Source organism: Candidatus Pantoea communis (assembly GCF_011752685.1).
GTDB lineage: Bacteria > Pseudomonadota > Gammaproteobacteria > Enterobacterales > Enterobacteriaceae > Pantoea > Pantoea communis.
Genome location: NZ_VWXC01000035.1, coordinates 1 through 21,108, shown reverse-complemented (window position 1 = coordinate 21,108; position 21,108 = coordinate 1). Strand labels below are relative to the sequence as shown.

Genomic DNA, 21,108 nt, shown 5'->3' with positions numbered 1-21,108 from the left:
TCTGATAATGTAAGTTTCATTGTCGATGGTGAAATAAATCACATATTTATATGGCGCTCTGGCGTAGAGTGACACGCATATCCCTTATCTATCAGGAGTCTGTTATGGCCCAGTCTGACGTTTTCCACCTTGGTATCACTAAAGCCGATCTGAAAGGAGCCACACTGGCTATCGTTCCCGGCGATCCGGAGCGTGTGAAAAAAATCGCTGCGCTGATGGATAATCCGCAGCATCTGGCTTCGCACCGTGAATTCACCACTTACCTGGCGGAAGTGGATGGCAAGCCGGTAGTGGTCTGTTCTACCGGGATCGGCGGTCCATCGACCTCTATTGCCGTGGAAGAACTGGCGCAGCTCGGCGTACGCACTTTCCTGCGTGTGGGCACGACCGGGGCGATCCAGCCGAATATCAATGTAGGCGACGTGCTGGTGACTACTGCTTCGGTGCGTCTTGACGGTGCCAGCCTGCACTTTGCGCCGATGGAGTTCCCGGCAGTGGCCGATTTCACCTGCACCACCGCGCTGGTGGCCGCAGCAGAAGCCTGCGGTGCCAAAACGCACATTGGTATCACCGCTTCATCTGACACCTTCTATCCGGGGCAGGAACGTTACGACACGTTCTCAGGACGTGTGGTGAATCGCTTTCAGGGCTCAATGCAAGAGTGGCAGCAAATGGGGGTTCTTAACTATGAGATGGAATCCGCTACACTGTTAACCATGTGCGCCAGTCAGGGGCTGCGAGCGGGCATGGTGGCGGGTGTTATCGTTAACCGTACGCAAAAAGAGATCCCGGATGCCGCGACCATGAAACAGACCGAAAGCGATGCGGTGAAAATTGTTGTAGAAGCCGCGCGTCGCTTAATTTAGTGCGCAAGGCAGCAGGTATTACGGATAAGGAATTCCCTGCTGCCATCACATTGCGCACGTTTTTCAGCTGATACTGAGAAAACAACTATGCGCAAAACGGTTTCTGCTCCGCGTCCTGCCTTTAATCATCCTTCCACGGCTGCTCAGTCTCGCATTGAGAGCGTGGCAGCGCGTTTCCGCCAGGCGATGGCGGCCTCTGATTTCCCCGTGGCACGTCAGTGCTGTGAAGAGGTTTTGCGCGTCATGCCGCAAAACATGCAGGTACTGAGTGACTATGCGCTGACGCTAATGCGCGTGGGGGAGTACAAAAAATCCTACAAAACTTATCAAAAGATCTATCAGGCATCGTCAGCGCAGCGTGCGCAGGCTTCCGACACCTGGCTTGATGGCTTAACCGAAGTGTGTGGCTGGCTGGAAAAGCACGATGAAGTGGCACGTTACGGCCGTGAGTCGCTGGAGAAGTCTGACGCGATCTTTCGTCAGGGCCACACAGTGGCGTATCCCGCAGAAGCGCCGCCGTCTTTCAATCCCACCAATCCAACTGAAAATATCATCTCTTTCAGTCTGTATGGTGGCCAACCACGCTACTGTGAAACGCTGATCAAGAATATCGAGGTTGCGCGCGAGTTCTATCCCGGTTGGATGTGTCGCATCTATCTTGACGACAGCGTGCCGCAACACGTCTGGCAGCGTCTGAAGCAGTCAAATGTCCAGTTAGTGGATATGTCACATGAGAAGACCATATTCCCGACGCTGTGGCGCTTTCTGGTGATGGATGATCCATGCGTAAAGCGTTATATCGTGCGAGATGCGGACTCCCTGCTGTCGGAGCGTGAAGTGGCGGCGGTAGAAGCTTGGCTGCAATCGCCCTGCTGGTTCCATCACATGCGTGACTACTTTACGCATACCGAACTGCTGCTGGCAGGCATGTGGGGCGGCTGTCATGGCGTATTCCACAACGTTGAACAGCAGATACGCGACTTTATCGCCCAGTACAGCGGCAGTGAACGCTTCACCGATCAATACTTCCTCAAAGTGGCGTTGTGGCCGACGGTGCGCGAAAGCCTGCTGAATCATGATGACATCTTCCGATTCCATCATGCCCAGGCGTGGCCCGCACATCCGCCAATTCGCTGGCAAACCGAGCGTTTTCACGTCGGCAGCAACGCAGGGTATTCCAGCATGGCGGGCAAGGTGGAGAATGCTGATAACGGCTGGCAGCAGGTTGAACTCACTCACAACGGACAAAGCTGGTGCTATCCCGCCAAAGTGAAGGGCAGTGAATGGCTGTTGCCGATGCCGTTTTTCCTGATTGATGCGTGGAAGGCGGGTGATTTGACGGTGAAAGCGCTGTAAATCATCTGCCAGCTACACAACAGTCTGGACATTCATACAGTAGCGACTTACCTTTTCCCTCAGCGAAACGATCCGCGGGGGGATTATGGATCAGCAACTTATCATTAGCGGTGCGCTGGCGCTGGCCGGACTGGGCCTCGGCTGGATTTTGGCCCAGTTGCGTGCCGGGCACCAGCACGCCAGCTTCACTACCGAACGCCGCCTGCTGGAAGAGGCGCAACAGCGTCAGCAGCAGCAGCTCGAACAGTTACAACAACAAATTCAGCAGCGCGAGCAAGAACTGCGGCAGCTTCATGGCACGCTTAGCGGTGCACAGGAACGGCTGCAACAGCTCGATTACTGGCGTGGCGAAAGCGAGCAGCTCAGCCGGGAACTGCGCAATCAGCTGGAAGTGAACAGTGCGCAAGAAGCTGAACTGCGTGAAGTCACCATCCGTTTAGAAGAGACGCGTTTTGGCGCAGAAGAGAAGCAGCGCCTGCTCACTAACAGCGAACAGCGTCTCAGCGCACAGTTTGAGAATCTGGCCAACCGCATCTTTGAAAACAGCGGACGTCGGGTGGATGAGCAGAATCGGCAAAGCCTCAACGGGTTGATTGGTCCGCTGCGTGAACAGCTGGATGGTTTCCGTCGCCAGGTGACGGATAGCTTTGGCCAGGAAGCCCGCGAACGCCACACGCTGGCCCATGAAATTCGTCAACTGCAGCAGCTGAACGCGCAAATGGCGCAGGAAGCGGTCAACCTCACCAAAGCGCTAAAAGGCGACAATAAAATCCAGGGCAATTGGGGCGAAGTGGTGCTGGCGCGGGTGCTGGAAGCCTCCGGTCTGCGTGAAGGCTACGAATACCAGACGCAGGTCAGCGTGCAGCTGGAGCAGCAGGGCAGGATGCAACCGGATGTGATCGTGCGGTTACCGCAGGGCAAGGATGTGGTGATTGACGCCAAAATGACGCTGGTGGCTTACGAACGCTATTTCAACGCAGAAGATGAAGCCACGCGCGAGCAGGCGATCCAGGAGCACGTTAACGCCATGCGCGGCCATATTCGGCTGCTGGGGCGAAAAGATTATCAACAATTGCCCGGTTTACGCTCTCTGGATTATGTGTTGATGTTTATTCCGGTCGAGCCCGCGTTCTTGTTGGCGATTGATCGGCAGCCAGAGCTGATCAGCGAAGCGCTGCAGCAGAACATCATGCTGGTAAGCCCTACGACATTATTGGTGGCGTTGCGCACCATCAACAACCTGTGGCGTTATGAGCATCAGAGTCGCAATGCGCAACGCATCGCCGACCGAGCTACGCGGTTGTACGATAAAATGCGGCTGTTTGTGGATGATATGAGCGGTATCGGTCACAGCCTCGATAAAGCGCAGCAGAGTTATCATCAGGCGATGAAAAAGCTGTCAGAAGGGCGCGGCAATTTGATTGCGCAAAGCGAATCCTTCCGCGCGTTAGGCGTAGAGATTAAACGGCCGATCAATCCCCAATTGGTCGAACAAGCGCAGCCGGAAGAAGCGGGCGAAGATTGGGCGGACGATCCCGAGCCCAATGAAAATGTGGCAGATTCTCCCACCGCTTCACTGCGCCGCATCAACGAATAGCACGGTGGTCGCGTGCTCGCGTAGCGCGACTCTGATACACTTCGGCAAGAATTGTTTGTGGAACAGGTAAACCCGATGGCAGATGAATCACAGCAGGAAACTACTCATTTTGGCTTTCAGACCGTCGCGAAAAGCGAAAAGGCCGATAAAGTCGCGGACGTGTTTCATTCCGTAGCGGCAAAATATGACCTGATGAACGATTTGATGTCGTTTGGCATCCATCGTGTCTGGAAGCGTTTTACCATCGACAGCAGCGGCGTGCGTCGTGGTCAGCGTGTGCTGGATCTGGCCGGCGGCACCGGTGATTTGACAGCAAAATTCTCTCGCCTGGTGGGCGAGACGGGTCAGGTTGTTTTGGCGGATATCAACAGCTCGATGCTGAAGATGGGCCGCGAGAAGCTGCGCAATATGGGCGTGTCAGGCAACGTCAGCTATGTGCAGGCCAACGCCGAAGCGCTGCCGTTCCCGGATAACTATTTCGATTGCATCACCATCTCTTTCGGTTTGCGTAACGTCACCGAAAAAGAGAAGGCACTGGCCTCGATGTTCCGGGTGCTGAAACCAGGCGGACGCTTGCTGGTGCTGGAGTTTTCCAAACCGCTGCTGGAACCGCTGAGCAAAGCCTACGATACCTATTCCTTCCACATCCTGCCGCGTATTGGGCAGCTGGTGGCGCAGGATGCCGATAGCTATCGCTATCTGGCAGAATCGATTCGTATGCATCCCGATCAGGAAACCCTGAAGGCGATGATGAACGATGTGGGTTTTGAAAATACCACTTACTTCAACATGACCGGCGGTATTGTGGCGTTGCATCGCGGCTTTAAGTTCTGATTGATCATGACTTTTACCCCGCTAATCACGGGCGGACTTGAAACCGCCCTCAATCGTGTTCTGTATCGTGATCGTAGCCTGAAAGCCGCGCGTCAACGTCTGGCAGGTAAAGTGCTGATGCTACGCCTGCAGGAGCTGGATTTCCCGCTGGTGCTGGTGTTTAGCGAATCGCAGCTGGATGTGCTGAGTGACTGGCAGGACAGCAGCGACTGTAGCGTGAGCCTGCGCCTCAGCACCTTGCCGAAACTGCGCGATCGCCAGCAGCTGACCAGTTTGATCCGTAGCGGTGAGCTGGATGTGGAAGGCGATCTGCAAGTGGTTCAGCAATTCTCTGCGCTAATGGATCTCGCTGAGCTCGATCCAGCCGAGTATCTGGCGCCGTGGATCGGCGACATTGCCGCGCAGGGTGTCAGTCAGGCTGCTCAGCAGGCGCTGAAATTTGTGCAGCGACAGGTGACGCGTCGGCAGGATTATCTCGGTCAGGTGCTGACGGAAGAGTGGCGGGTTGCGCCCGGTGCACTGGAGCTGGCATGGTTTTGTGAAGAGGTTGAAGCGATGGAACGTTCGCTTAATGCGCTCGAAGCGCGTTTAGCACAGCTGGAGGCGAAATGACGCTGGGAGAAATTCGGCGCTTATACTTCATCATCAAGGTCTTTCTGACTTACGGGCTTGATGAACTGATCCCTCACATGCGCATCACGTTGCCGCTTCGTATCTGGCGACGTTGTATTTTCTGGATCCCCAACAAGCACAAGAATGAATCGACGGGCGTGCGCATTCGTCTGGCAATGGAGCAACTTGGGCCGGTATGGATCAAATTTGGCCAGATGCTTTCGACGCGCCGCGATCTCTTCCCGCCGTCCATCGCCGATGAACTGGCGGTGTTGCAGGACCGCGTGGCGCCTTTTGATGGTCTTAAAGCCCAACACCAGATTGAACAATCCATTGGCGGCCCGGTCGACACCTGGTTTGAAGACTTTGATATCAAGCCGCTGGCTTCTGCTTCGATTGCGCAGGTACATACCGCCACGCTGAAATCCAACGGCCGTGACGTGGTGATCAAGGTGATCCGCCCGGACATCCTGCCGGTGATTAAAGCGGATATGAAGCTGATTTACCGCATGGCGCATTGGGTTCCTCGTCTGTTGCCGGATGGTCGTCGCCTGCGCCCGGTTGAAGTGGTGCGCGATTACGAAAAGACCCTGATTGATGAACTCAATCTGCTGCGCGAATCGGCGAACGCCATTCAGCTGCGTCGTAACTTTGAGCAGAGCCCGATGCTGTATGTGCCGGAAGTGTTCTCGGATTACTGCAGCGAATCGATGATGGTGATGGAACGTATTTACGGCATTCCCATTTCTGATGTGGCGACGCTGGAGAAGCATGGCGTCAACATGAAGCTGCTGGCAGAACGCGGCGTGCAGGTGTTCTTCACCCAGGTGTTCCGCGATAGCTTCTTCCATGCTGACATGCACCCCGGCAACATCTTCGTTAGCTATGACCATCCAGAAGATCCGCAGTACATCGCGATTGACTGCGGCATTGTCGGCTCGTTGAATAAAGAAGATAAGCGCTATCTGGCGGAAAACTTCATCGCCTTCTTTAACCGTGATTACCGTAAAGTGGCAGAACTGCATGTGGATTCAGGCTGGGTACCGCCGGATACCAATGTGGAAGATTTTGAGTTCGCCATTCGTACCGTCTGCGAGCCGATTTTCGAGAAGCCGCTGGCTGAGATTTCATTTGGCCACGTGCTGCTGAACCTGTTTAACACCGCGCGTCGCTTCAATATGGAAGTGCAGCCACAACTGGTGCTGTTACAGAAAACGCTGCTCTACATCGAAGGTATTGGCCGTCAGCTTTATCCGCAGCTCGATCTGTGGAAAACCGCGAAGCCGTTCCTTGAAGACTGGATCAAAGATCAGATCGGCATTCCTGCGATTCTGCGCGCAGTGAAAGAGAAGGCGCCATTCTGGGCTGAAAAACTGCCGGAGTTGCCTGAACTGTTCTACGACAGCATGCGTCAGCATAAATTATTGCAGCACAGCGTCGATAAACTGGTCAGCGATATGAATGCGCAACGTACGCGCCATCACAAGGCACGTTATCTGTTTGGCGTAGGGGCTACACTGTTATTAAGTGGCACCGCGGTGCTGTTAAGTCGACCCGACTGGGATTTCTTCCCAGCCTTACTAATGGCCGCTGGCATCGTCACCTGGCTGATAGGCTGGCGCAAGACAAACTGATTGTTTGACTGGTGCAAATCGCGTAATGTCGCAGGCTAAAGCCCGAATTCATACGGGCTTTCTGTGCGTTTCAATTCAGAGTTTTTCACAGAATATTAGAGGCATATCTCATGGGCGGTATCAGTATTTGGCAATTGATCATCATTGCCGTCATTGTTGTACTTCTGTTCGGTACCAATAAACTTCGCAACCTGGGTTCGGATTTAGGTTCTTCTATTCGTGGTTTCAAAAAAGCCATGGGCGATGAGGACGATAAAAAGGATCAACCGAAAGAGCAGGACGCTGACTTCAACGCCAAGACTCTGGCAGACAAACAGCAAACCTCGGCGAGTAAAGACGACGCCCGGGACAAGTAAGGGTTAACTGTGTTCGATATTGGTTTTAGTGAACTGGTATTGGTGTTCGTTATCGGGCTGATCGTTCTTGGCCCGCAACGATTACCGGTTGCGGTGAAAACCGTCGTGGGCTGGATTCGGGCGATTCGCTCCCTGGCTGCTAACGTGCAAAACGAACTGGCGCAGGAGCTGAAACTGCAGGAATTGCAGGACAGCCTGAAAAAGGTTGAGGAAGCGGGCCGTGGCTCACTGTCACCGGAACTGAAAGAGTCGATGGAAGAGTTGCGTAAAACCGCCGATTCGATGAAGCGTTCTGTGCAGCAGAGCATCGATATCGAAAAAGCGGAAGATGAAGCGAACACCATTCATCAACCGTCGGCTGCAGGCACATCTTCTGAACCGGTAAGCCAGCCTCCGGTCACTCCCGCGGCAGCAGAGCATCAGGCTAGCGCACCGGCTCAGGCACCTCAGCCAGCGGCGGCAGAGCATCAGGCCAGCGCACCGGCTCAGGCACCTCAGCCAGCGGCGGCAGAGCACCCGGCCAGCGCACCGGCTCAGAAACCTCAACCGGTAACAGCAGAGGCTGCGGCACCTGTTAATACCGCGCAGAATGCGACGCCCACCCCCACCGTAAAAGATGAAAGATAAACATGGCCGTTGAAGATACCCAACCGCTCATCAGCCACCTGATTGAGCTGCGTAAGCGTTTGCTGAACTGCATTATTGCGGTGTTTGCTATCTTTTTGTGCCTGGTTTATTTCGCCAACGACATCTATCACTTAGTGGCTTCGCCGCTGATTAGCCAGATGCCGGCCGGTGCCAGCATGATCGCCACTGACGTGGCTTCACCGTTCTTCACCCCCATAAAGCTCACCATCATTGTTTCGGTGTTCCTTGCGGTGCCGGTGATCTTGTATCAGGTGTGGGCTTTTGTGGCGCCTGCGCTGTATCGCCATGAGCGTAAGCTAGTGATGCCGCTACTGTTCTCCAGTACGCTGCTGTTCTACGTTGGCGTGGCTTTCGCTTACTTCATCGTGTTCCCGCTGGCGTTTGGCTTCTTTGCCAAAACCGCGCCACAGGGCGTCACCATTGCTACTGATATCACCAATTATCTCGACTTCGTCATGACTCTCTTCATGGCATTTGGCGTAGCGTTTGAGGTACCGATTGCGATTGTTTTGCTGTGCTGGACCGGCATTACCTCGCCAGAGGATTTGAAAAAGAAACGCCCCTACATTCTGGTTGGCGCGTTCGTTGTTGGGATGCTGCTCACACCGCCGGATGTTTTCTCGCAAACTTTGCTCGCTATTCCGATGTACTGCCTGTTTGAAGTCGGCGTATTCTTCTCCCGTTACTATGTGGGTAAAGGGCGCAAGGCGTCAGATTCAGAGGATGAGGAACAGAATACCGAATCCTGACAAGGCATTCCCGCACGCGAGCGGGATGAGCGTTAAGAATCTAAACCGCCCACACATTGGGCGGTTTTTATTTGGGAGAAGACATGTTTGATATCGGTGTAAACCTGACCAGCACGCAATTCGCAAAAGATCGCGATCAGGTGGTTAAACGCGCGCGCGAAGCAGGCGTCACCGGCCTGCTGATTACCGGCACCAATGCGCTGGAGAGCCAGCAGGCGCGTCAGCTCGCGGCACAGCATCCAGGCTACTGCTGGTCTACAGCCGGCGTGCATCCGCATCACGCCAGTGAATGGTCGGCGGAGACGGCGAACACGCTGCGCCGTCTGGCTGAGAGTGAGCAAGTGGTGGCCATCGGTGAATGCGGCCTCGATTTTAACCGCAATCTCTCGGCGCACGACCAGCAGGAATACGCCTTTGATGCACAGCTGGCGCTGGCAGCAGAGTTACAACTGCCGGTCTTCCTCCACTGCCGCGAAGCACACGATCGTTTTGTGGCAGTGCTGGAGCCGTGGCTGCCGAAATTGACGGGCGCGGTGGCACACTGTTTTACCGGCACGCGTGATGAACTGGAATCGTGTCTGGCCTTGGGCTTATCGGTGGGCATTACCGGCTGGGTGTGCGATGAACGTCGTGGCCTGGAATTGCGTGAGATGCTGCCATTGATTCCAGCCGAGCGTCTGCTGCTGGAAACCGATGCGCCTTATCTGCTCCCGCGTGATATGCATCCACGGCCGCCTTCGCGTCGAAACGAGCCCTGTTTCCTGCCGCATATTGTGCAGCAGGTGGCGAACTGGCGTGGGGAAGAGGCTGAAGCGCTGGGTGCGCAGGTCAATCACAACGCACGTCAGCTGTTTAAACTGGTTTAAAGCTTACGGAACTGTTTGTTGTCGACGCTGCGCATCACTTGTTTGTTGAGCAGGTTTAGCAGTAACACCGAGCGGGTTTCGCCATCAGGCTCGGCAAAAATAGCGCGCAGCCCCTCAAAAGTCCCTTCGGTGATGATCACTTCATCACCGCTTTGTGGCGTTTCTGGATCCAGCATAATTTGCGGCACATCGGTTTGCAGCGCTTCAATCACTTCGCTGGAGACCGTTGCCGGTTGCGCGCCAAAGCGCACAAAGTGGCTGACGCCGCGCGTGCTACTGATGGTGGTGGTGTGAATCGCTTCCGGATCGAATTCGATAAACAGATAGTTGGGAAACAGCGGCTCACTCACCGTGGTGCGTTTACCGCGCACAATCTTTTCCAGAGCGATCATTGGGCTGAGGCAATTCACCTCTTGCCGCTCAAGATGCTCTTTCGCGCGCAACAGCTGTCCACGTTTGCAATAGAGTAAGTACCAGGATTCCATAACTGCTCCCAAATATTGGACGCTAAGAATAACAAACCTGCTGTCAGAGTTATAGCGCATCGGCCAGTGGAAACGCGGCTGTGAAATAAAAATCACTACGAATTTTCCGATTGGTGCGGCTTATTAACGCTTTCTTGCAAGAAAATTGACGGCTGATGACCATCTGTATCAGACTCCTTCCCCATCTTTCGCATGAATTCGAAAAAGGACTGGCTGATGGAACTGTTCTTATTAAGCAACGGCAAAGTGGCCGAAGACGCGCCACTGTTGAGCTACGCTCACCCACAACTGCACGCAATGATTGCGCAACGCGGCATTACGTCGGCGGTGCTGGTGCCTTATGCCATTATTCGTGGCGACCATGCGCAGCGTGCACAAGACCTGTCTGACTCATTGGGTATTCAGGTGCGCACCGTGCATGAGTTTGACTCCCCGGTGGCAGCGATTGAACAGGCGGAGTTGATCCTGGTGAGCGGCGGCAACACCTGGTTCCTCAATCAGATGCTGCATGAGCACGGACTGATCGTGGCGATTCAGCGTGCTGTGCGTGAGCGAGATGTGCCTTACGTCGGCTGGAGCGCCGGTTGCAATGTGGCTACGCCATCGATCCGTACCACCAACGATATGCCGGTGCGCAGCAGCGTGGTCTTGCCTGCATTAGGCCTGTTCCCGGTGCAGATCAACCCGCACTATCTGGATGCTCACGTCAGCGGGCATATGGGGGAAACGCGTGATGAGCGTCTGGCGGAGTTCTGCGCCGTAAATCCACATGAGTCGGTGATCGCCCTGCGAGAAGCCAGTTTCCTGCACGTCAGTGAAAACCGCCTGCGTTACTACAGCGCGCGCGGCGAAGACTTTAAAGTGTTCCGTCATGGTGAGCCAATCGCCGCACATCACGATGTGCTGGCCATTCAATCGCTGGTGCCTTTCTCCTGTCAGCCAGCTTGAACCACAAACCACAACACGCCGGCGTGAATCAGACCTATAATGGCCAATTCACCCTGGCTGGAAGCTAACGCCGCATGAAATATCAGGATTTACGAGACTTCCTCGCGTTGCTGGAGCAGCGCGGCGAGTTAAAGCGCATCACTCAGGAGATCGATCCTGAGTTAGAGATTACTGAAATTGCCGATCGCACCCTGCGTGCCGGCGGTCCGGCGCTGCTGTTTGAGAACCCGAAAGGGTACGACATGCCCGTATTGTGTAACCTGTTTGGCACACCTAAGCGTGTGGCGATGGGCATGGGACAGGAAGAGGTCAGTGCGCTGCGTGAAGTGGGCAAGCTGCTGGCGTTTCTGAAAGAACCCGAGCCGCCAAAAGGTTTCCGCGATCTGTTCGATAAAATGCCGCAGTTCAAACAAGTGCTGAACATGCCGACCAAGCGCCTGCGCAATGCACCGTGTCAGGAAGAGGTCTTCAGTGGTGATGATGTCGATCTGTCGCGCATTCCGGTGATGAAGTGCTGGCCGGGCGATGCCGCGCCGTTGATTACCTGGGGCTTAACCGTCACGCGTGGTCCGCATAAAGAACGTCAGAATCTGGGTATTTATCGCCAGCAGGTGATCGGCAAAAACCGCGTGATCATGCGCTGGCTGTCGCATCGCGGCGGCGCGCTGGATTTCCAGGAGTGGTGCAAAGCCCATCCGGGCGAACGCTTCCCGGTGTCCGTGGCGCTGGGTGCCGATCCGGCCACGATTCTGGGCGCAGTGACGCCGGTACCCGATACGTTGTCGGAATATGCTTTTGCTGGCTTGCTGCGCGGTAATAAAACCGAGGTGGTGAAGTGCCAGTCTAACGATCTTGAAGTGCCAGCCAGCGCAGAGATCGTTTTAGAAGGTTACATCGAACCGGGTGACATGGCGCCAGAAGGCCCTTACGGCGACCACACAGGCTACTACAATGAAGTAGACAGCTTCCCGGTATTTACCGTGACGCACATAACGCAACGTCGCAACCCGATTTATCATTCAACGTATACCGGTCGTCCGCCGGATGAACCTGCGGTATTGGGTGTGGCGCTGAATGAAGTGCTGGTGCCAATTCTGATCAAGCAGTTCCCGGAAATTGTCGATTTTTACTTGCCGCCGGAAGGCTGTTCTTATCGCCTCGCGGTGGTGACGATCAAGAAGCAATATGCCGGGCATGCCAAGCGCGTAATGTTTGGCGTCTGGTCTTTCCTGCGCCAGTTTATGTATACCAAGTTTGTGATCGTATGCGATGACGACGTCAACGCACGAGACTGGAACGATGTGATTTGGGCGATCACCACGCGTATGGATCCGGCGCGCGATACCGTGATGGTGGAGAATACGCCAATTGACTATCTCGACTTCGCCTCTCCGGTTTCCGGCCTGGGCTCGAAGATGGGACTTGATGCCACCAATAAGTGGCCGGGCGAAACCACTCGCGAATGGGGCACACCGATTGTGAAAGATCCGGCGGTGACCGCGCGTATTGACGCCATTTGGGATGAGTTAGCTATCTTTGCCGAGCCGCCGCAGCGCTAAAGGCGGCAGAAAACCATAAAAAAGGGCACGTATGACGACGTTAAACTGCAAGGTGACTTCGGTCGAAGCGATTACGGATACCGTTTACCGCGTTCGTTTGATTCCGGCGGCGGATTTTACTTTCCGCGCGGGGCAATATCTGATGGTGGTGATGGATGAGCGTGATAAGCGCCCCTTCTCACTGGCTTCAACCCCGATGGAAAAAGACATCATTGAGCTGCACATTGGCGCATCTGACCTCAATCTCTACGCGATGGCGGTGATGGATCGCATCAAAAACGATCGTCAAATCACGGTGGATATGCCGCATGGCGATGCCTGGCTGCGTGAAGACAGCGATCGCCCCATTATTCTGATCGCGGGCGGCACCGGTTTCTCCTATGCACGTTCGATTCTGCTGACGGCACTGGCGCAGCAGCCAGACCGCGATATCGCCATCTACTGGGGCGGCCGGGAATTGATGCATTTGTACGATCTGGATGAGTTGAACGCGTTGGCGGTCAAGCATCCTCATCTCAAGGTGATTCCGGTGGTAGAACAACCCGCAGAGGGTTGGGATGGACGCAGTGGCACGGTGTTGACCGCCGTGATGCAGGACTATGAAACTCTCAGCGAGCACGATATCTATATTGCGGGCCGCTTTGAGATGGCAAAGATTGCACGTGAGCGTTTTTGCGCGGAACGTGGTGCAGTTGAAGCGCAGATGTTTGGCGATGCGTTTGCCTTCATCTGAGTCAAAAAGCCCGCCCGAAAGGGCGGGAACACGTGCTTCAACGTATTAAACGCGTTCGAACATCGTCGCGATCCCCTGGCCTAAGCCAATACACATGGTCGCCAGACCAAATTGCGCATCACGACGTTCCATCAGATTGAGCAGCGTCGTGCTGATACGCGCCCCCGAACATCCCAGCGGATGCCCCAGCGCAATCGCGCCGCCATTCAAATTCACTTTCTCATCAAGCTGATCCAGCAATCCCAAATCCTTAATGCACGGCAGTGTCTGCGCGGCAAAGGCTTCGTTAAGCTCAAATAGATCAATATCCTGCACGCTTAATCCGGCACGCTTCAGTGCCAGTTTGCTGGCTGGCACTGGACCGTAACCCATGATGGAAGGATCACAGCCGACCACCGCCATGCTGCGAATACGTGCACGCGGGGTCAGGCCGAGTTCGCGCGCGCGGCTTTCACTCATGATCAACATGGCAGCCGCGCCATCGGAGAGTGCCGATGATGTACCCGCCGTAACGGTGCCGTTGACCGGATCAAACGCGGGACGCAGCGCAGCCAACCCTTCCAGCGTGGTATCTTCGCGGATCACTTCATCCGTTTCATAGCGTTTCAATACGCCGTCGGCATCGTGGCCATAGGTCGGCACGATTTCACGTTTGAAATCGCCACGTTGGGTTGCGGCCCAGGCGCGCTGATGTGAACGCAGCGCAAAGGCATCCTGCTGCTCACGGGTGATGTGATGCATGCGCGCCAGCATTTCAGCGGTTAATCCCATCATGCCTGCGGCTTTTGCCACGGTGCGGCCCAAACCCGGATGGAAATCAACGCCGTGGCTCATGGGCACATGGCCCATATGTTCGACGCCGCCAATCAAACAGCTGTGCGCATCGCCCACCATAATGGCGCGTGCCGCATCGTGCAGCGCCTGCATGGATGAACCACATAAGCGATTCACCGTGCTGGCGGGCACGCGGTGCGGAATTTCGGCCAGCAGTGCTGCGTTACGCGCAATGTTGAAGCCCTGTTCCAGCGTCTGCTGCACGCATCCCCAGATGATGTCATCCAGTGAGGCTGGATCAACGCCGGGGTTGCGGCTCAGCAGTTCGCGCATCAGATGCGCCGAGAGATCTTCCGCGCGTACCTGACGAAACGCGCCGCCTTTTGAGCGTCCCATTGGTGTGCGCACTGCATCAACTATGACTACCTTTTCCATATTCATTACCTCAGGCACTTTGCAGTGTCGCTTCGTCAATCGGTTGGGCTGCGGGATACCAGCTTTGCTGTTGATGCGCTTTGTGCACTAACAGTTCGGGTAACGCATACAGCGGGCCGAGGGAGAGATATCGTTTGGCCTGGTCGACCAGATTGCTGTTGCCGAGCGTGTCCATATAACGGCAGGCACCCCCTCGGAACGGAGGGAAACCGAGGCCGTACACCAGCGCCATATCGGCTTCAGCCGGTGAGGCGATAATCTTCTCTTCGAGGCAGCGCACCACTTCATTGAGCATTGGCAGCATCATGCGGTTAGCAATGTCCTCATCACTGAACACGCGTTTCGGCTCGCAAATCGGTTCCAGCAGCGCATCAACAGCCGGATCGGTTTTCTTCTGGGCTTTGCCTTTTTTATCTTGCTCCCAGCTGTAAAAGCCCAGGCCGTTTTTCTGGCCGTAGCGTTTGGCTTCAAACAGCACATCAATCGCGTCGCGGTAATCCTTCTGCATGCGGGAAGGGAAGCCTTGCGCCATGACCTGTTGTGCGTGATGGGCGGTATCAATGCCCACCACATCCAGCAACCAGGCCGGGCCCATAGGCCAGCCGAACTGTTTCTCCATCACCTTATCGATCTGACGGAAATCAGCGCCATCGCGTAGCAGCAGGCTGAAAGCGGCAAAGTAGGGGAACAACACACGGTTCACAAAGAAACCTGGGCAGTCATTCACCACGATCGGCGTTTTGCCCATCTTGCTGGCCCAGGCCACTACTTTACTGATGGTGGCTTCTGAGGTCTGCTCGCCACGGATGACCTCAACCAGTGGCATGCGTGGTACGGGATTAAAGAAGTGCATGCCGCAGAAGTTTTCTGGGCGCTGCAGCGATTGCGCCAGCTGGCTAATCGGAATGGTCGATGTGTTGGAGGCGAGTACGGCATCATCGCGCAGATGTTGCTCGGTTTCTGCCAACACTTTGGCCTTGATTTGCGGGTTCTCGACCACGGCCTCGACCACCACATCGGCACGTTCGAAACCGGCGTAATCCAGCGTAGGTTGAATCGTCGTGAGGACGCTCGCCAGTTTGGCACCGTTGATCTTGCCGCGTTCCAGTTGCTTGTTAAGAAGGTTGCTGGCTTCCGTCATCCCCAGCGTCAGCGCCTGCGGATTAATATCTTTCATTTTCACCGGCACGCCTTTCCATGCCGACTGATAAGCAATCCCACCCCCCATAATGCCTGCGCCTAACACGGCGGTCTGCTGCGGTGCACCGGCTGCGTTGCTGTGCTTTTTCGCCAGGCCTTTGACATATTGATCGTTCAGGAATATACCGACCAGCGCGCGCGCCACATCGCTTTGTGCCAGCGGCACGAATGCAGCGGTTTCCAGTTTCAATGCATCGTCACGACGTAAACCGGATGCCGCTTCAATGGTTTTCACCGCGGTGATAGGCGCGGGATAATGCTTGCCTGCTGTTTGCATCACCATGCTTTTGGCAATGGTGAAGCTCATCGCCGCTTCAATCGGGCTTAATTTCAGTGGGGCCAGCTTAGGTGCCCGACGCGCCTGCCAGCTGCCTTGCGCACCGGCATCCTGCAACATTGTGAGTGCTGCAGCGCGTAGCTTTTCGCTGCTCACGACCGCATCGACCAGGCCGAGTTGCAGGGCGCTGGTGCCATCAACATCTTTTCCAGCGGCAATGATTTCCAGTGCGCTATCAGCGCCGAGCAAACGTGGCAAGCGCACGCTGCCGCCAAACCCCGGCATGATGCCAAGTTTGGTTTCCGGTAAGCCGATGCGTGCAGCAGGCGTCGCGACGCGGAAATCTGTCGCCAGCACACACTCGCAGCCGCCGCCCAGCGCGTAGCCGTCAATCGCAGCGACAGTCGGCACCGGCAAATCTTCCAGGCGATTGAAGATGCTGTTGGCAAACGCCAGCCATTGGCTCAGCTTCTCTTCTGGCGCATCAAACAGCGACAGGAATTCGGTGATATCGGCACCGACAATGAATGCCGGTTTGGCTGAGGTGAGCAGCAGGCCACGCAACTCGGGCTGTTGCTCCAGCACGCTGAGTGCATCGCCCAATGAGGCAACTGTTTTGGTGTCGAGTTTGTTCACTGAACCGGGGGCATCGAAAATCAGCTCGGCAATGCCGTCATCAAGCCAGTGAACTGAAAGGGTATCGCCTTGGTAGAGCATGTCCGTCTCCTGAAACCGCGAAAGGTGATCTGGTCATACCAGATGAGTTGGAGTGTGGGCGGCATGTTAATTTTTTGCAAACGAGTCTTTGCTTATTTGATACGCCGATCACAGCGAGTGCAGCACGGCAACAGACTTGAGGCTGTGCTACACTGCGGCCAATTTCGCGATATCGGAGACAAGTCCATGGATTCACTGAAAACCCTGTATCACGCGCATATCAATACGCTGCAACAGCGAGCGCAACAGGTGCTGGCACGCTTTAAACTTGATGCGATGTTGATTCACTCTGGCGAGCTGTTAACCGTTTTTCTCGACGATCACGACTACCCGTTTAAGGTGAATCCGCAATTCAAGGCTTGGGTTCCTGTCACACAAGTGCCTAACTGCTGGTTATGGATCGATGGCGTTAACAAGCCAAAATTGTGGTTCTACTCACCTGTGGATTACTGGCATAACGTCGAGCCATTGCCCAACAGCTTCTGGACTCAGGATGTTGAGGTGGTGGGCCTGAAAGATGCCGATGAGATTGGGCAACTGCTGCCGGCTCAGCGCGACAATGTGGCTTATATCGGACCTGTGCCCTCCCGCGCCACACAACTCGGCATCAATAGCGATCGCGTGAATCCAAAAGGCGTGATCGACTTCCTTCATTACCATCGCAGCATCAAAACGGATTACGAACTGGCCTGTATGCGCGAAGCGCAGAAGCTGGCGGTTGCAGGACATCGTGCGGCGAAAGAAGCCTTCTTCTCAGGTATGAGTGAGTTCGATATCAACCAGGCGTATCTGACGGCGACTGGCCATCGTGATACGGATGTGCCCTACGGCAATATTATCGCGCTTAACGAACATGCTGCGGTGCTGCACTACACCAGGCTCGACCATCAGCCACCGACGAAGCGCCACAGTTTCCTGATTGATGCGGGTGCGGAATACCTTGGTTACGCCGCCGACCTGACGCGCAGCTATGCAGCCCAAAGCAAATCGCGTTATGCCGAAATGGTAGAGGCGATGAATAAAGAAGAGCTGGCGCTGATTGCAACGTTGAAAGCGGGCGTGCGTTACACCGATTACCATTTGCAAATGCATCAGCGTATTGCCCGTCTATTGTTAAAATTCGATTTGGTGAAAGGTCTGACCGAAGAGACGCTGGTGGCGGAAGACCTGACCGGTCCGTTTATGCCGCACGGTTTGGGCCATCCGCTGGGCTTACAGGTGCATGACGTCGCAGGCTTTATGCAGGATGACAATGGCACGCACCTGGCGGCACCATCACAGTATCCTTATCTGCGTTGTACCCGCGTACTGGAGCCGGGCATGGTGCTGACCATCGAGCCTGGTTTCTACATTATCGATTCACTACTGGCAAAACTGCGTGGTGGTAAATACAGTCAGTACTTTGACTGGCAGGCGATCGACGCATTGAAACCGTACGGTGGTATTCGTATCGAAGATAATGTGGTGATCCATGCCAATCGCGTTGAAAACATGACGCGCGATCTGCATCTGGCCTGATGGATGCGTACGATATTCCCGCTGAGGCTGTGAGCCTCAGCGAGGAAACCATCAAGAAAAGCCGCTTTATGACTTATCTGGCACATACCGTTGGCGTTGAGGCGGCGCGTGCTTTTGTCCAGCAGGTGAAGTTGGAACATCCTGCGGCGCGCCATCACTGCTGGGCGTGGGTTGCCGGTGCGCCGGATGATTCGCAGCAGCTGGGTTTCTCCGATGATGGTGAGCCTTCTGGCACGGCGGGCAAACCGATGCTGGCACAGCTAATGGGTAGCGGCGTCGGTGAAATCACCGCAGTGGTTGTGCGCTATTATGGCGGCATCATGCTGGGTACCGGTGGATTAGTGAAAGCGTATGGCGGCGGCGTGCAGCAGGGGCTGAAACAACTGATGCGTGCGCGTAAAGTGCCGATGCAATCTTTTACCTTGCAATGTGATTATGCCCAGTTGAGTGATATCGAGCGTCTGTTGCAACGCTTTGACGGCATCATTGAAGAGAGCCATTATCAGGATCGTATCGCGCTACGTCTGGCGTTGCCGCATCCGCAAATTGATGGCTTTCGGCAAAACCTTTCTGATTACAGCCGGGGCGCGCTGACGCTCATCCCGCTGGACAACTAAAAGCATCTGTTTAAAGGAACGGCTGAATGCATTTTCGCGCCATTACCCGCATCGTGGGACTGTTGGTAATTTTATTCTCGGTGACGATGATCCTACCGGGGCTGGTGGCCTTAATTTATCGCGATGGCGCCGGACGCGCGTTTAGCCAGACCTTTATGATGGCGATTGTGATTGGTTCGCTGCTGTGGTGGCCTAATCGCAAAAAGAAAACCGAACTTAAACCGCGCGAAGGGTTTCTGATCGTCGTGCTGTTCTGGACGGTGCTGGGTAGTGTGGGTGCGATGCCTTTCATTTTTGCCGAACAGCCGCACCTTTCGGTTACCGATGCTTTCTTCGAATCCTTCTCTGGGCTGACCACCACGGGCGCCACTACGTTGGTGGGCCTTGATACCTTACCGAAAGCGATTTTGTTCTATCGTCAGATGCTGCAATGGCTGGGCGGTATGGGGATCATTGTACTGGCGGTGGCCATCTTGCCGATTCTGGGCGTGGGTGGCATGCAGCTTTATCGTGCTGAGATGCCGGGGCCGTTAAAAGATAACAAGATGCGCCCGCGTATTGCGGAAACGGCTAAAACGCTGTGGCTAATCTATGTCTTACTTACCGTGGCCTGTGCGGTGGCGCTGTGGCTGGCGGGCATGCCGGTGTTTGATGCCATCGGTCACAGCTTCTCGACCATCGCGATTGGTGGCTTTTCTACACATGATGCGAGTATCGGCTACTTCAACAGTCCTACCATCAATACCATCGTGGCGGTGTTCCTGCTGATCTCGGGCTGTAACTATGGCTTGCACTTCTCTTTATTGAGCGGGCGCAGCCTCAAAGTTTACTGGCGCGATCCCGAATTTCGCATGTTTATTGGCGTACAGCTGACGTTAGTGCTGATCTGTACGGTAGTGCTGTGGTTCCACAACGTCTATGCCAGCGGTTGGCAAACATTGAACCAGGCCTTTTTCCAGGTGGTGTCGATGGCAACGACTGCTGGCTTTACCACCGATAGTATTGCGCGCTGGCCATTATTCCTGCCTGTACTGTTGCTCTGTTCGGCTTTTATCGGCGGTATGGCGGGATCGACTGGCGGTGGCTTGAAGGTGATTCGTATTCTGCTGCTGTTTAAGCAGGGGTCGCGTGAGCTTAAGCGTTTGGTGCATCCGAACGCGGTCTACACCATCAAGTTGGGTAATCGCGCACTGCCGGAGCGTATCCTTGAAGCGGTATGGGGATTCTTCTCTGCTTATGCGCTGGTGTTCTTACTCAGCATGCTGGCGATTATCGCGACGGGCGTCGATGACTTCTCCGCTTTCGCTGCGGTTGCCGCAACGCTGAATAACCTCGGCCCAGGCTTAGGTGTTGTAGCGGATAACTTCACGTCTATGAATGACGTCGCTAAGTGGATTTTGATTTTAACCATGCTTTTTGGACGCCTTGAGGTGTTCACACTGCTGGTCCTGTTCACCCCGACCTTCTGGCGTGAATAAGAGAAACAGGATTATCTAATGAAAGCATTGATTCTATATTCCAGCCGTGATGGGCAAACCCGTGAGATCGCAGCGCGTATTGCACAGACGCTAGCGCCGCAGCAGCTGTGTGACGTGATTGATTTACTGGAAGTACAGCAGGTTGAGTGGTCGCAGTATGATCGCGTGCTGATTGGCGCTTCAATCCGTTACGGACATTTCCATCCGGCATTAATGAAGTTTGTTACTCAGCATAAGGCTGAGTTGCATCAGCGCGTTAGTGGCTTCTTCAGCGTCAATCTTACGGCGCGTAAAGCGGATAAGTGCACGCCAGCAACCAACGCCTATACGCATAAGTTCCTGGAGCAGTCACCCTGGCAGCCAGATTGCTGTGCGGTGTTTGCCGGCGCGTTGCGTTATCCCCGCTATCGCTGGTTTGACCGTGCCATGATTCAACTAATTATGCGTATGACGGGCGGTGAGACCGATACCTCTAAAGAAGTTGAATACACCGATTGGAATAAAGTCGCGGTTTTTGCCCAGGATTTTGTGCAGTTACCAGGCAAATCGTTGTGAAATAAAGCGTTGTGGCTAAATTTAGGTCGAACGATCATTTTTTTGCAATAAACCCTTGTCAGCTCCGAATAACTCCCTATAATGCGCCACCACTGAGACGGCAAAGCGGCAACGCAGACGGCTCAGCAGGGAGTGAAGAAATTCATCCCGCCGGAGAAAAACGCTGAAAAAAAGTGTTTGACTCTGAAGGAGGAAGGCGTAATATACGCCACCTCGCAACAGCAGCTTAAGGCGCTGATTGCACCGCTCTTTAACAATTTATCAGACAATCTGTGTGGGCACTCGCAGGATTGA

20 protein-coding genes are annotated in these 21,108 nt (G+C 54.8%); 17 read left to right on the top strand and 3 right to left on the bottom strand.

Annotated features, from left to right (window positions below; translation table 11 throughout):
* The first annotated feature begins 104 nt into the window (after positions 1-104).
* The 10 genes from udp (at position 105) to tatD (ending at position 9,518) form a co-directional block, all read left to right on the top strand.
* Positions 105-866 carry a uridine phosphorylase gene (udp, locus tag F3J37_RS26715; RefSeq protein WP_038643781.1) on the top strand — a complete coding sequence of 254 codons (762 nt, stop codon included), beginning with the start codon at positions 105-107 and terminating at the stop codon, positions 864-866.
* Positions 867-953: 87 nt separating this feature from the next.
* A complete protein-coding gene (locus F3J37_RS26710; protein ID WP_166936641.1) occupies positions 954-2,222 on the top strand; it encodes a tetratricopeptide repeat protein in 1,269 nt (422 codons plus the stop codon).
* An 85-nt stretch (positions 2,223-2,307) separates the two neighbouring features.
* Positions 2,308-3,819 carry a DNA recombination protein RmuC gene (gene rmuC, locus F3J37_RS26705; RefSeq protein WP_160868714.1) on the top strand — a complete coding sequence of 504 codons (1,512 nt, stop codon included), beginning with the start codon at positions 2,308-2,310 and terminating at the stop codon, positions 3,817-3,819.
* A gap of 75 nt (positions 3,820-3,894) precedes the next feature.
* A complete protein-coding gene (gene ubiE, locus F3J37_RS26700) occupies positions 3,895-4,653 on the top strand; it encodes a bifunctional demethylmenaquinone methyltransferase/2-methoxy-6-polyprenyl-1,4-benzoquinol methylase UbiE (RefSeq protein WP_097118527.1) in 759 nt (252 codons plus the stop codon).
* A gap of 6 nt (positions 4,654-4,659) precedes the next feature.
* Positions 4,660-5,265 carry a ubiquinone biosynthesis protein UbiJ gene (gene ubiJ / locus F3J37_RS26695; RefSeq protein ID WP_097118528.1) on the top strand — a complete coding sequence of 202 codons (606 nt, stop codon included), beginning with the start codon at positions 4,660-4,662 and terminating at the stop codon, positions 5,263-5,265.
* Positions 5,262-6,899 carry a ubiquinone biosynthesis regulatory protein kinase UbiB gene (gene ubiB / locus F3J37_RS26690; RefSeq protein WP_166936639.1) on the top strand — a complete coding sequence of 546 codons (1,638 nt, stop codon included), beginning with the start codon at positions 5,262-5,264 and terminating at the stop codon, positions 6,897-6,899. Before ubiJ ends, ubiB begins: the two co-directional genes overlap by 4 nt.
* Positions 6,900-7,009: 110 nt before the next feature.
* Entirely contained in the window at positions 7,010-7,255 is a 246-nt protein-coding gene (gene tatA / locus F3J37_RS26685; RefSeq protein WP_034827923.1) for a twin-arginine translocase TatA/TatE family subunit, read from the top strand.
* 9 nt (positions 7,256-7,264) lie between these two features.
* Positions 7,265-7,882 carry a Sec-independent protein translocase protein TatB gene (gene tatB / locus F3J37_RS26680; protein ID WP_166936636.1) on the top strand — a complete coding sequence of 206 codons (618 nt, stop codon included), beginning with the start codon at positions 7,265-7,267 and terminating at the stop codon, positions 7,880-7,882.
* Positions 7,883-7,884: 2 nt separating this feature from the next.
* On the top strand, positions 7,885-8,652 hold the full coding sequence (gene tatC, locus F3J37_RS26675; RefSeq protein WP_034827926.1) for a Sec-independent protein translocase subunit TatC: 768 nt from the start codon (positions 7,885-7,887) through the stop codon (positions 8,650-8,652).
* Positions 8,653-8,735: 83 nt separating this feature from the next.
* Positions 8,736-9,518, top strand: a complete 783-nt coding sequence (tatD, locus tag F3J37_RS26670; RefSeq protein ID WP_034827928.1) for a 3'-5' ssDNA/RNA exonuclease TatD — start codon at positions 8,736-8,738, stop codon at positions 9,516-9,518.
* On the opposite strand, the gene rfaH is transcribed toward tatD, so the two are convergent.
* On the bottom strand, positions 9,515-10,003 hold the full coding sequence (gene rfaH, locus F3J37_RS26665) for a transcription/translation regulatory transformer protein RfaH (protein ID WP_038643771.1): 489 nt from the start codon (positions 10,001-10,003) through the stop codon (positions 9,515-9,517). The genes tatD and rfaH overlap by 4 nt on opposite strands.
* 216 nt (positions 10,004-10,219) lie before the next feature.
* Here rfaH and pepE point away from each other — a divergent pair, with 216 nt between their 5' ends.
* The 3 genes from pepE to fre all read left to right on the top strand — a co-directional run bounded on the left by pepE (position 10,220) and on the right by fre (position 13,243).
* Positions 10,220-10,951 (top strand): dipeptidase PepE, encoded by a 732-nt coding sequence (gene pepE, locus F3J37_RS26660; RefSeq protein ID WP_166936634.1) that lies wholly within the window; start codon positions 10,220-10,222, stop codon positions 10,949-10,951.
* 74 nt (positions 10,952-11,025) lie between these two features.
* Complete coding sequence (gene ubiD / locus F3J37_RS26655; protein ID WP_166936632.1) at positions 11,026-12,510, top strand: 4-hydroxy-3-polyprenylbenzoate decarboxylase; 1,485 nt, start codon at positions 11,026-11,028, stop codon at positions 12,508-12,510.
* 31 nt (positions 12,511-12,541) lie between these two features.
* Positions 12,542-13,243 (top strand): NAD(P)H-flavin reductase, encoded by a 702-nt coding sequence (fre, locus tag F3J37_RS26650; RefSeq protein ID WP_097118532.1) that lies wholly within the window; start codon positions 12,542-12,544, stop codon positions 13,241-13,243.
* A 45-nt stretch (positions 13,244-13,288) separates the two neighbouring features.
* On the opposite strand, the gene fadA is transcribed toward fre, so the two are convergent.
* Both fadA and fadB read right to left on the bottom strand, forming a co-directional pair.
* On the bottom strand, positions 13,289-14,452 hold the full coding sequence (gene fadA, locus F3J37_RS26645) for an acetyl-CoA C-acyltransferase FadA (protein WP_166936630.1): 1,164 nt from the start codon (positions 14,450-14,452) through the stop codon (positions 13,289-13,291).
* Positions 14,453-14,462: 10 nt separating this feature from the next.
* The gene (gene fadB / locus F3J37_RS26640) at positions 14,463-16,646 is read right to left on the bottom strand and encodes a fatty acid oxidation complex subunit alpha FadB (RefSeq protein ID WP_166936628.1); all 2,184 of its coding nucleotides are present in this window, start codon (positions 16,644-16,646) and stop codon (positions 14,463-14,465) included.
* Between the two features lie 186 nt (positions 16,647-16,832).
* On the opposite strand from fadB, the gene pepQ reads away from it, so the two are divergent.
* The 4 genes from pepQ to hemG are packed head-to-tail and all read left to right on the top strand — an operon-like array spanning position 16,833 to position 20,814.
* Positions 16,833-18,164: a Xaa-Pro dipeptidase gene (gene pepQ, locus F3J37_RS26635; protein WP_166936626.1), complete on the top strand. Its 1,332-nt coding sequence runs from the start codon at positions 16,833-16,835 to the stop codon at positions 18,162-18,164.
* Positions 18,164-18,781 (top strand): IMPACT family protein, encoded by a 618-nt coding sequence (locus tag F3J37_RS26630; protein ID WP_034827946.1) that lies wholly within the window; start codon positions 18,164-18,166, stop codon positions 18,779-18,781. The genes pepQ and F3J37_RS26630 overlap by 1 nt, the downstream gene beginning before the upstream one ends.
* Positions 18,782-18,807: 26 nt before the next feature.
* Positions 18,808-20,259 carry a Trk system potassium transporter TrkH gene (gene trkH / locus F3J37_RS26625; RefSeq protein ID WP_034827948.1) on the top strand — a complete coding sequence of 484 codons (1,452 nt, stop codon included), beginning with the start codon at positions 18,808-18,810 and terminating at the stop codon, positions 20,257-20,259.
* An 18-nt stretch (positions 20,260-20,277) separates the two neighbouring features.
* Positions 20,278-20,814, top strand: coding sequence for a menaquinone-dependent protoporphyrinogen IX dehydrogenase (hemG, locus tag F3J37_RS26620; protein WP_166936624.1), 537 nt, complete (start codon positions 20,278-20,280; stop codon positions 20,812-20,814).
* Positions 20,815-21,108: the final 294 nt, after the last annotated feature.

Coding starts and splice junctions, on each gene's coding strand:
- fre (WP_097118532.1), top strand. CDS start 12,542: ATGACGACGTTAAACTGCAAGGTGACTTCGGTCGAAGCGATTACGGAT.
- F3J37_RS26710 (WP_166936641.1), top strand. CDS start 954: ATGCGCAAAACGGTTTCTGCTCCGCGTCCTGCCTTTAATCATCCTTCC.
- pepE (WP_166936634.1), top strand. CDS start 10,220: ATGGAACTGTTCTTATTAAGCAACGGCAAAGTGGCCGAAGACGCGCCA.
- hemG (WP_166936624.1), top strand. CDS start 20,278: ATGAAAGCATTGATTCTATATTCCAGCCGTGATGGGCAAACCCGTGAG.
- pepQ (WP_166936626.1), top strand. CDS start 16,833: ATGGATTCACTGAAAACCCTGTATCACGCGCATATCAATACGCTGCAA.
- fadB (WP_166936628.1), bottom strand. CDS start 16,646: ATGCTCTACCAAGGCGATACCCTTTCAGTTCACTGGCTTGATGACGGC.
- F3J37_RS26630 (WP_034827946.1), top strand. CDS start 18,164: ATGGATGCGTACGATATTCCCGCTGAGGCTGTGAGCCTCAGCGAGGAA.
- tatC (WP_034827926.1), top strand. CDS start 7,885: ATGGCCGTTGAAGATACCCAACCGCTCATCAGCCACCTGATTGAGCTG.
- fadA (WP_166936630.1), bottom strand. CDS start 14,452: ATGGAAAAGGTAGTCATAGTTGATGCAGTGCGCACACCAATGGGACGC.
- ubiB (WP_166936639.1), top strand. CDS start 5,262: ATGACGCTGGGAGAAATTCGGCGCTTATACTTCATCATCAAGGTCTTT.
- ubiJ (WP_097118528.1), top strand. CDS start 4,660: ATGACTTTTACCCCGCTAATCACGGGCGGACTTGAAACCGCCCTCAAT.
- trkH (WP_034827948.1), top strand. CDS start 18,808: ATGCATTTTCGCGCCATTACCCGCATCGTGGGACTGTTGGTAATTTTA.
- rmuC (WP_160868714.1), top strand. CDS start 2,308: ATGGATCAGCAACTTATCATTAGCGGTGCGCTGGCGCTGGCCGGACTG.
- ubiE (WP_097118527.1), top strand. CDS start 3,895: ATGGCAGATGAATCACAGCAGGAAACTACTCATTTTGGCTTTCAGACC.
- ubiD (WP_166936632.1), top strand. CDS start 11,026: ATGAAATATCAGGATTTACGAGACTTCCTCGCGTTGCTGGAGCAGCGC.
- tatA (WP_034827923.1), top strand. CDS start 7,010: ATGGGCGGTATCAGTATTTGGCAATTGATCATCATTGCCGTCATTGTT.
- udp (WP_038643781.1), top strand. CDS start 105: ATGGCCCAGTCTGACGTTTTCCACCTTGGTATCACTAAAGCCGATCTG.
- tatD (WP_034827928.1), top strand. CDS start 8,736: ATGTTTGATATCGGTGTAAACCTGACCAGCACGCAATTCGCAAAAGAT.
- rfaH (WP_038643771.1), bottom strand. CDS start 10,003: ATGGAATCCTGGTACTTACTCTATTGCAAACGTGGACAGCTGTTGCGC.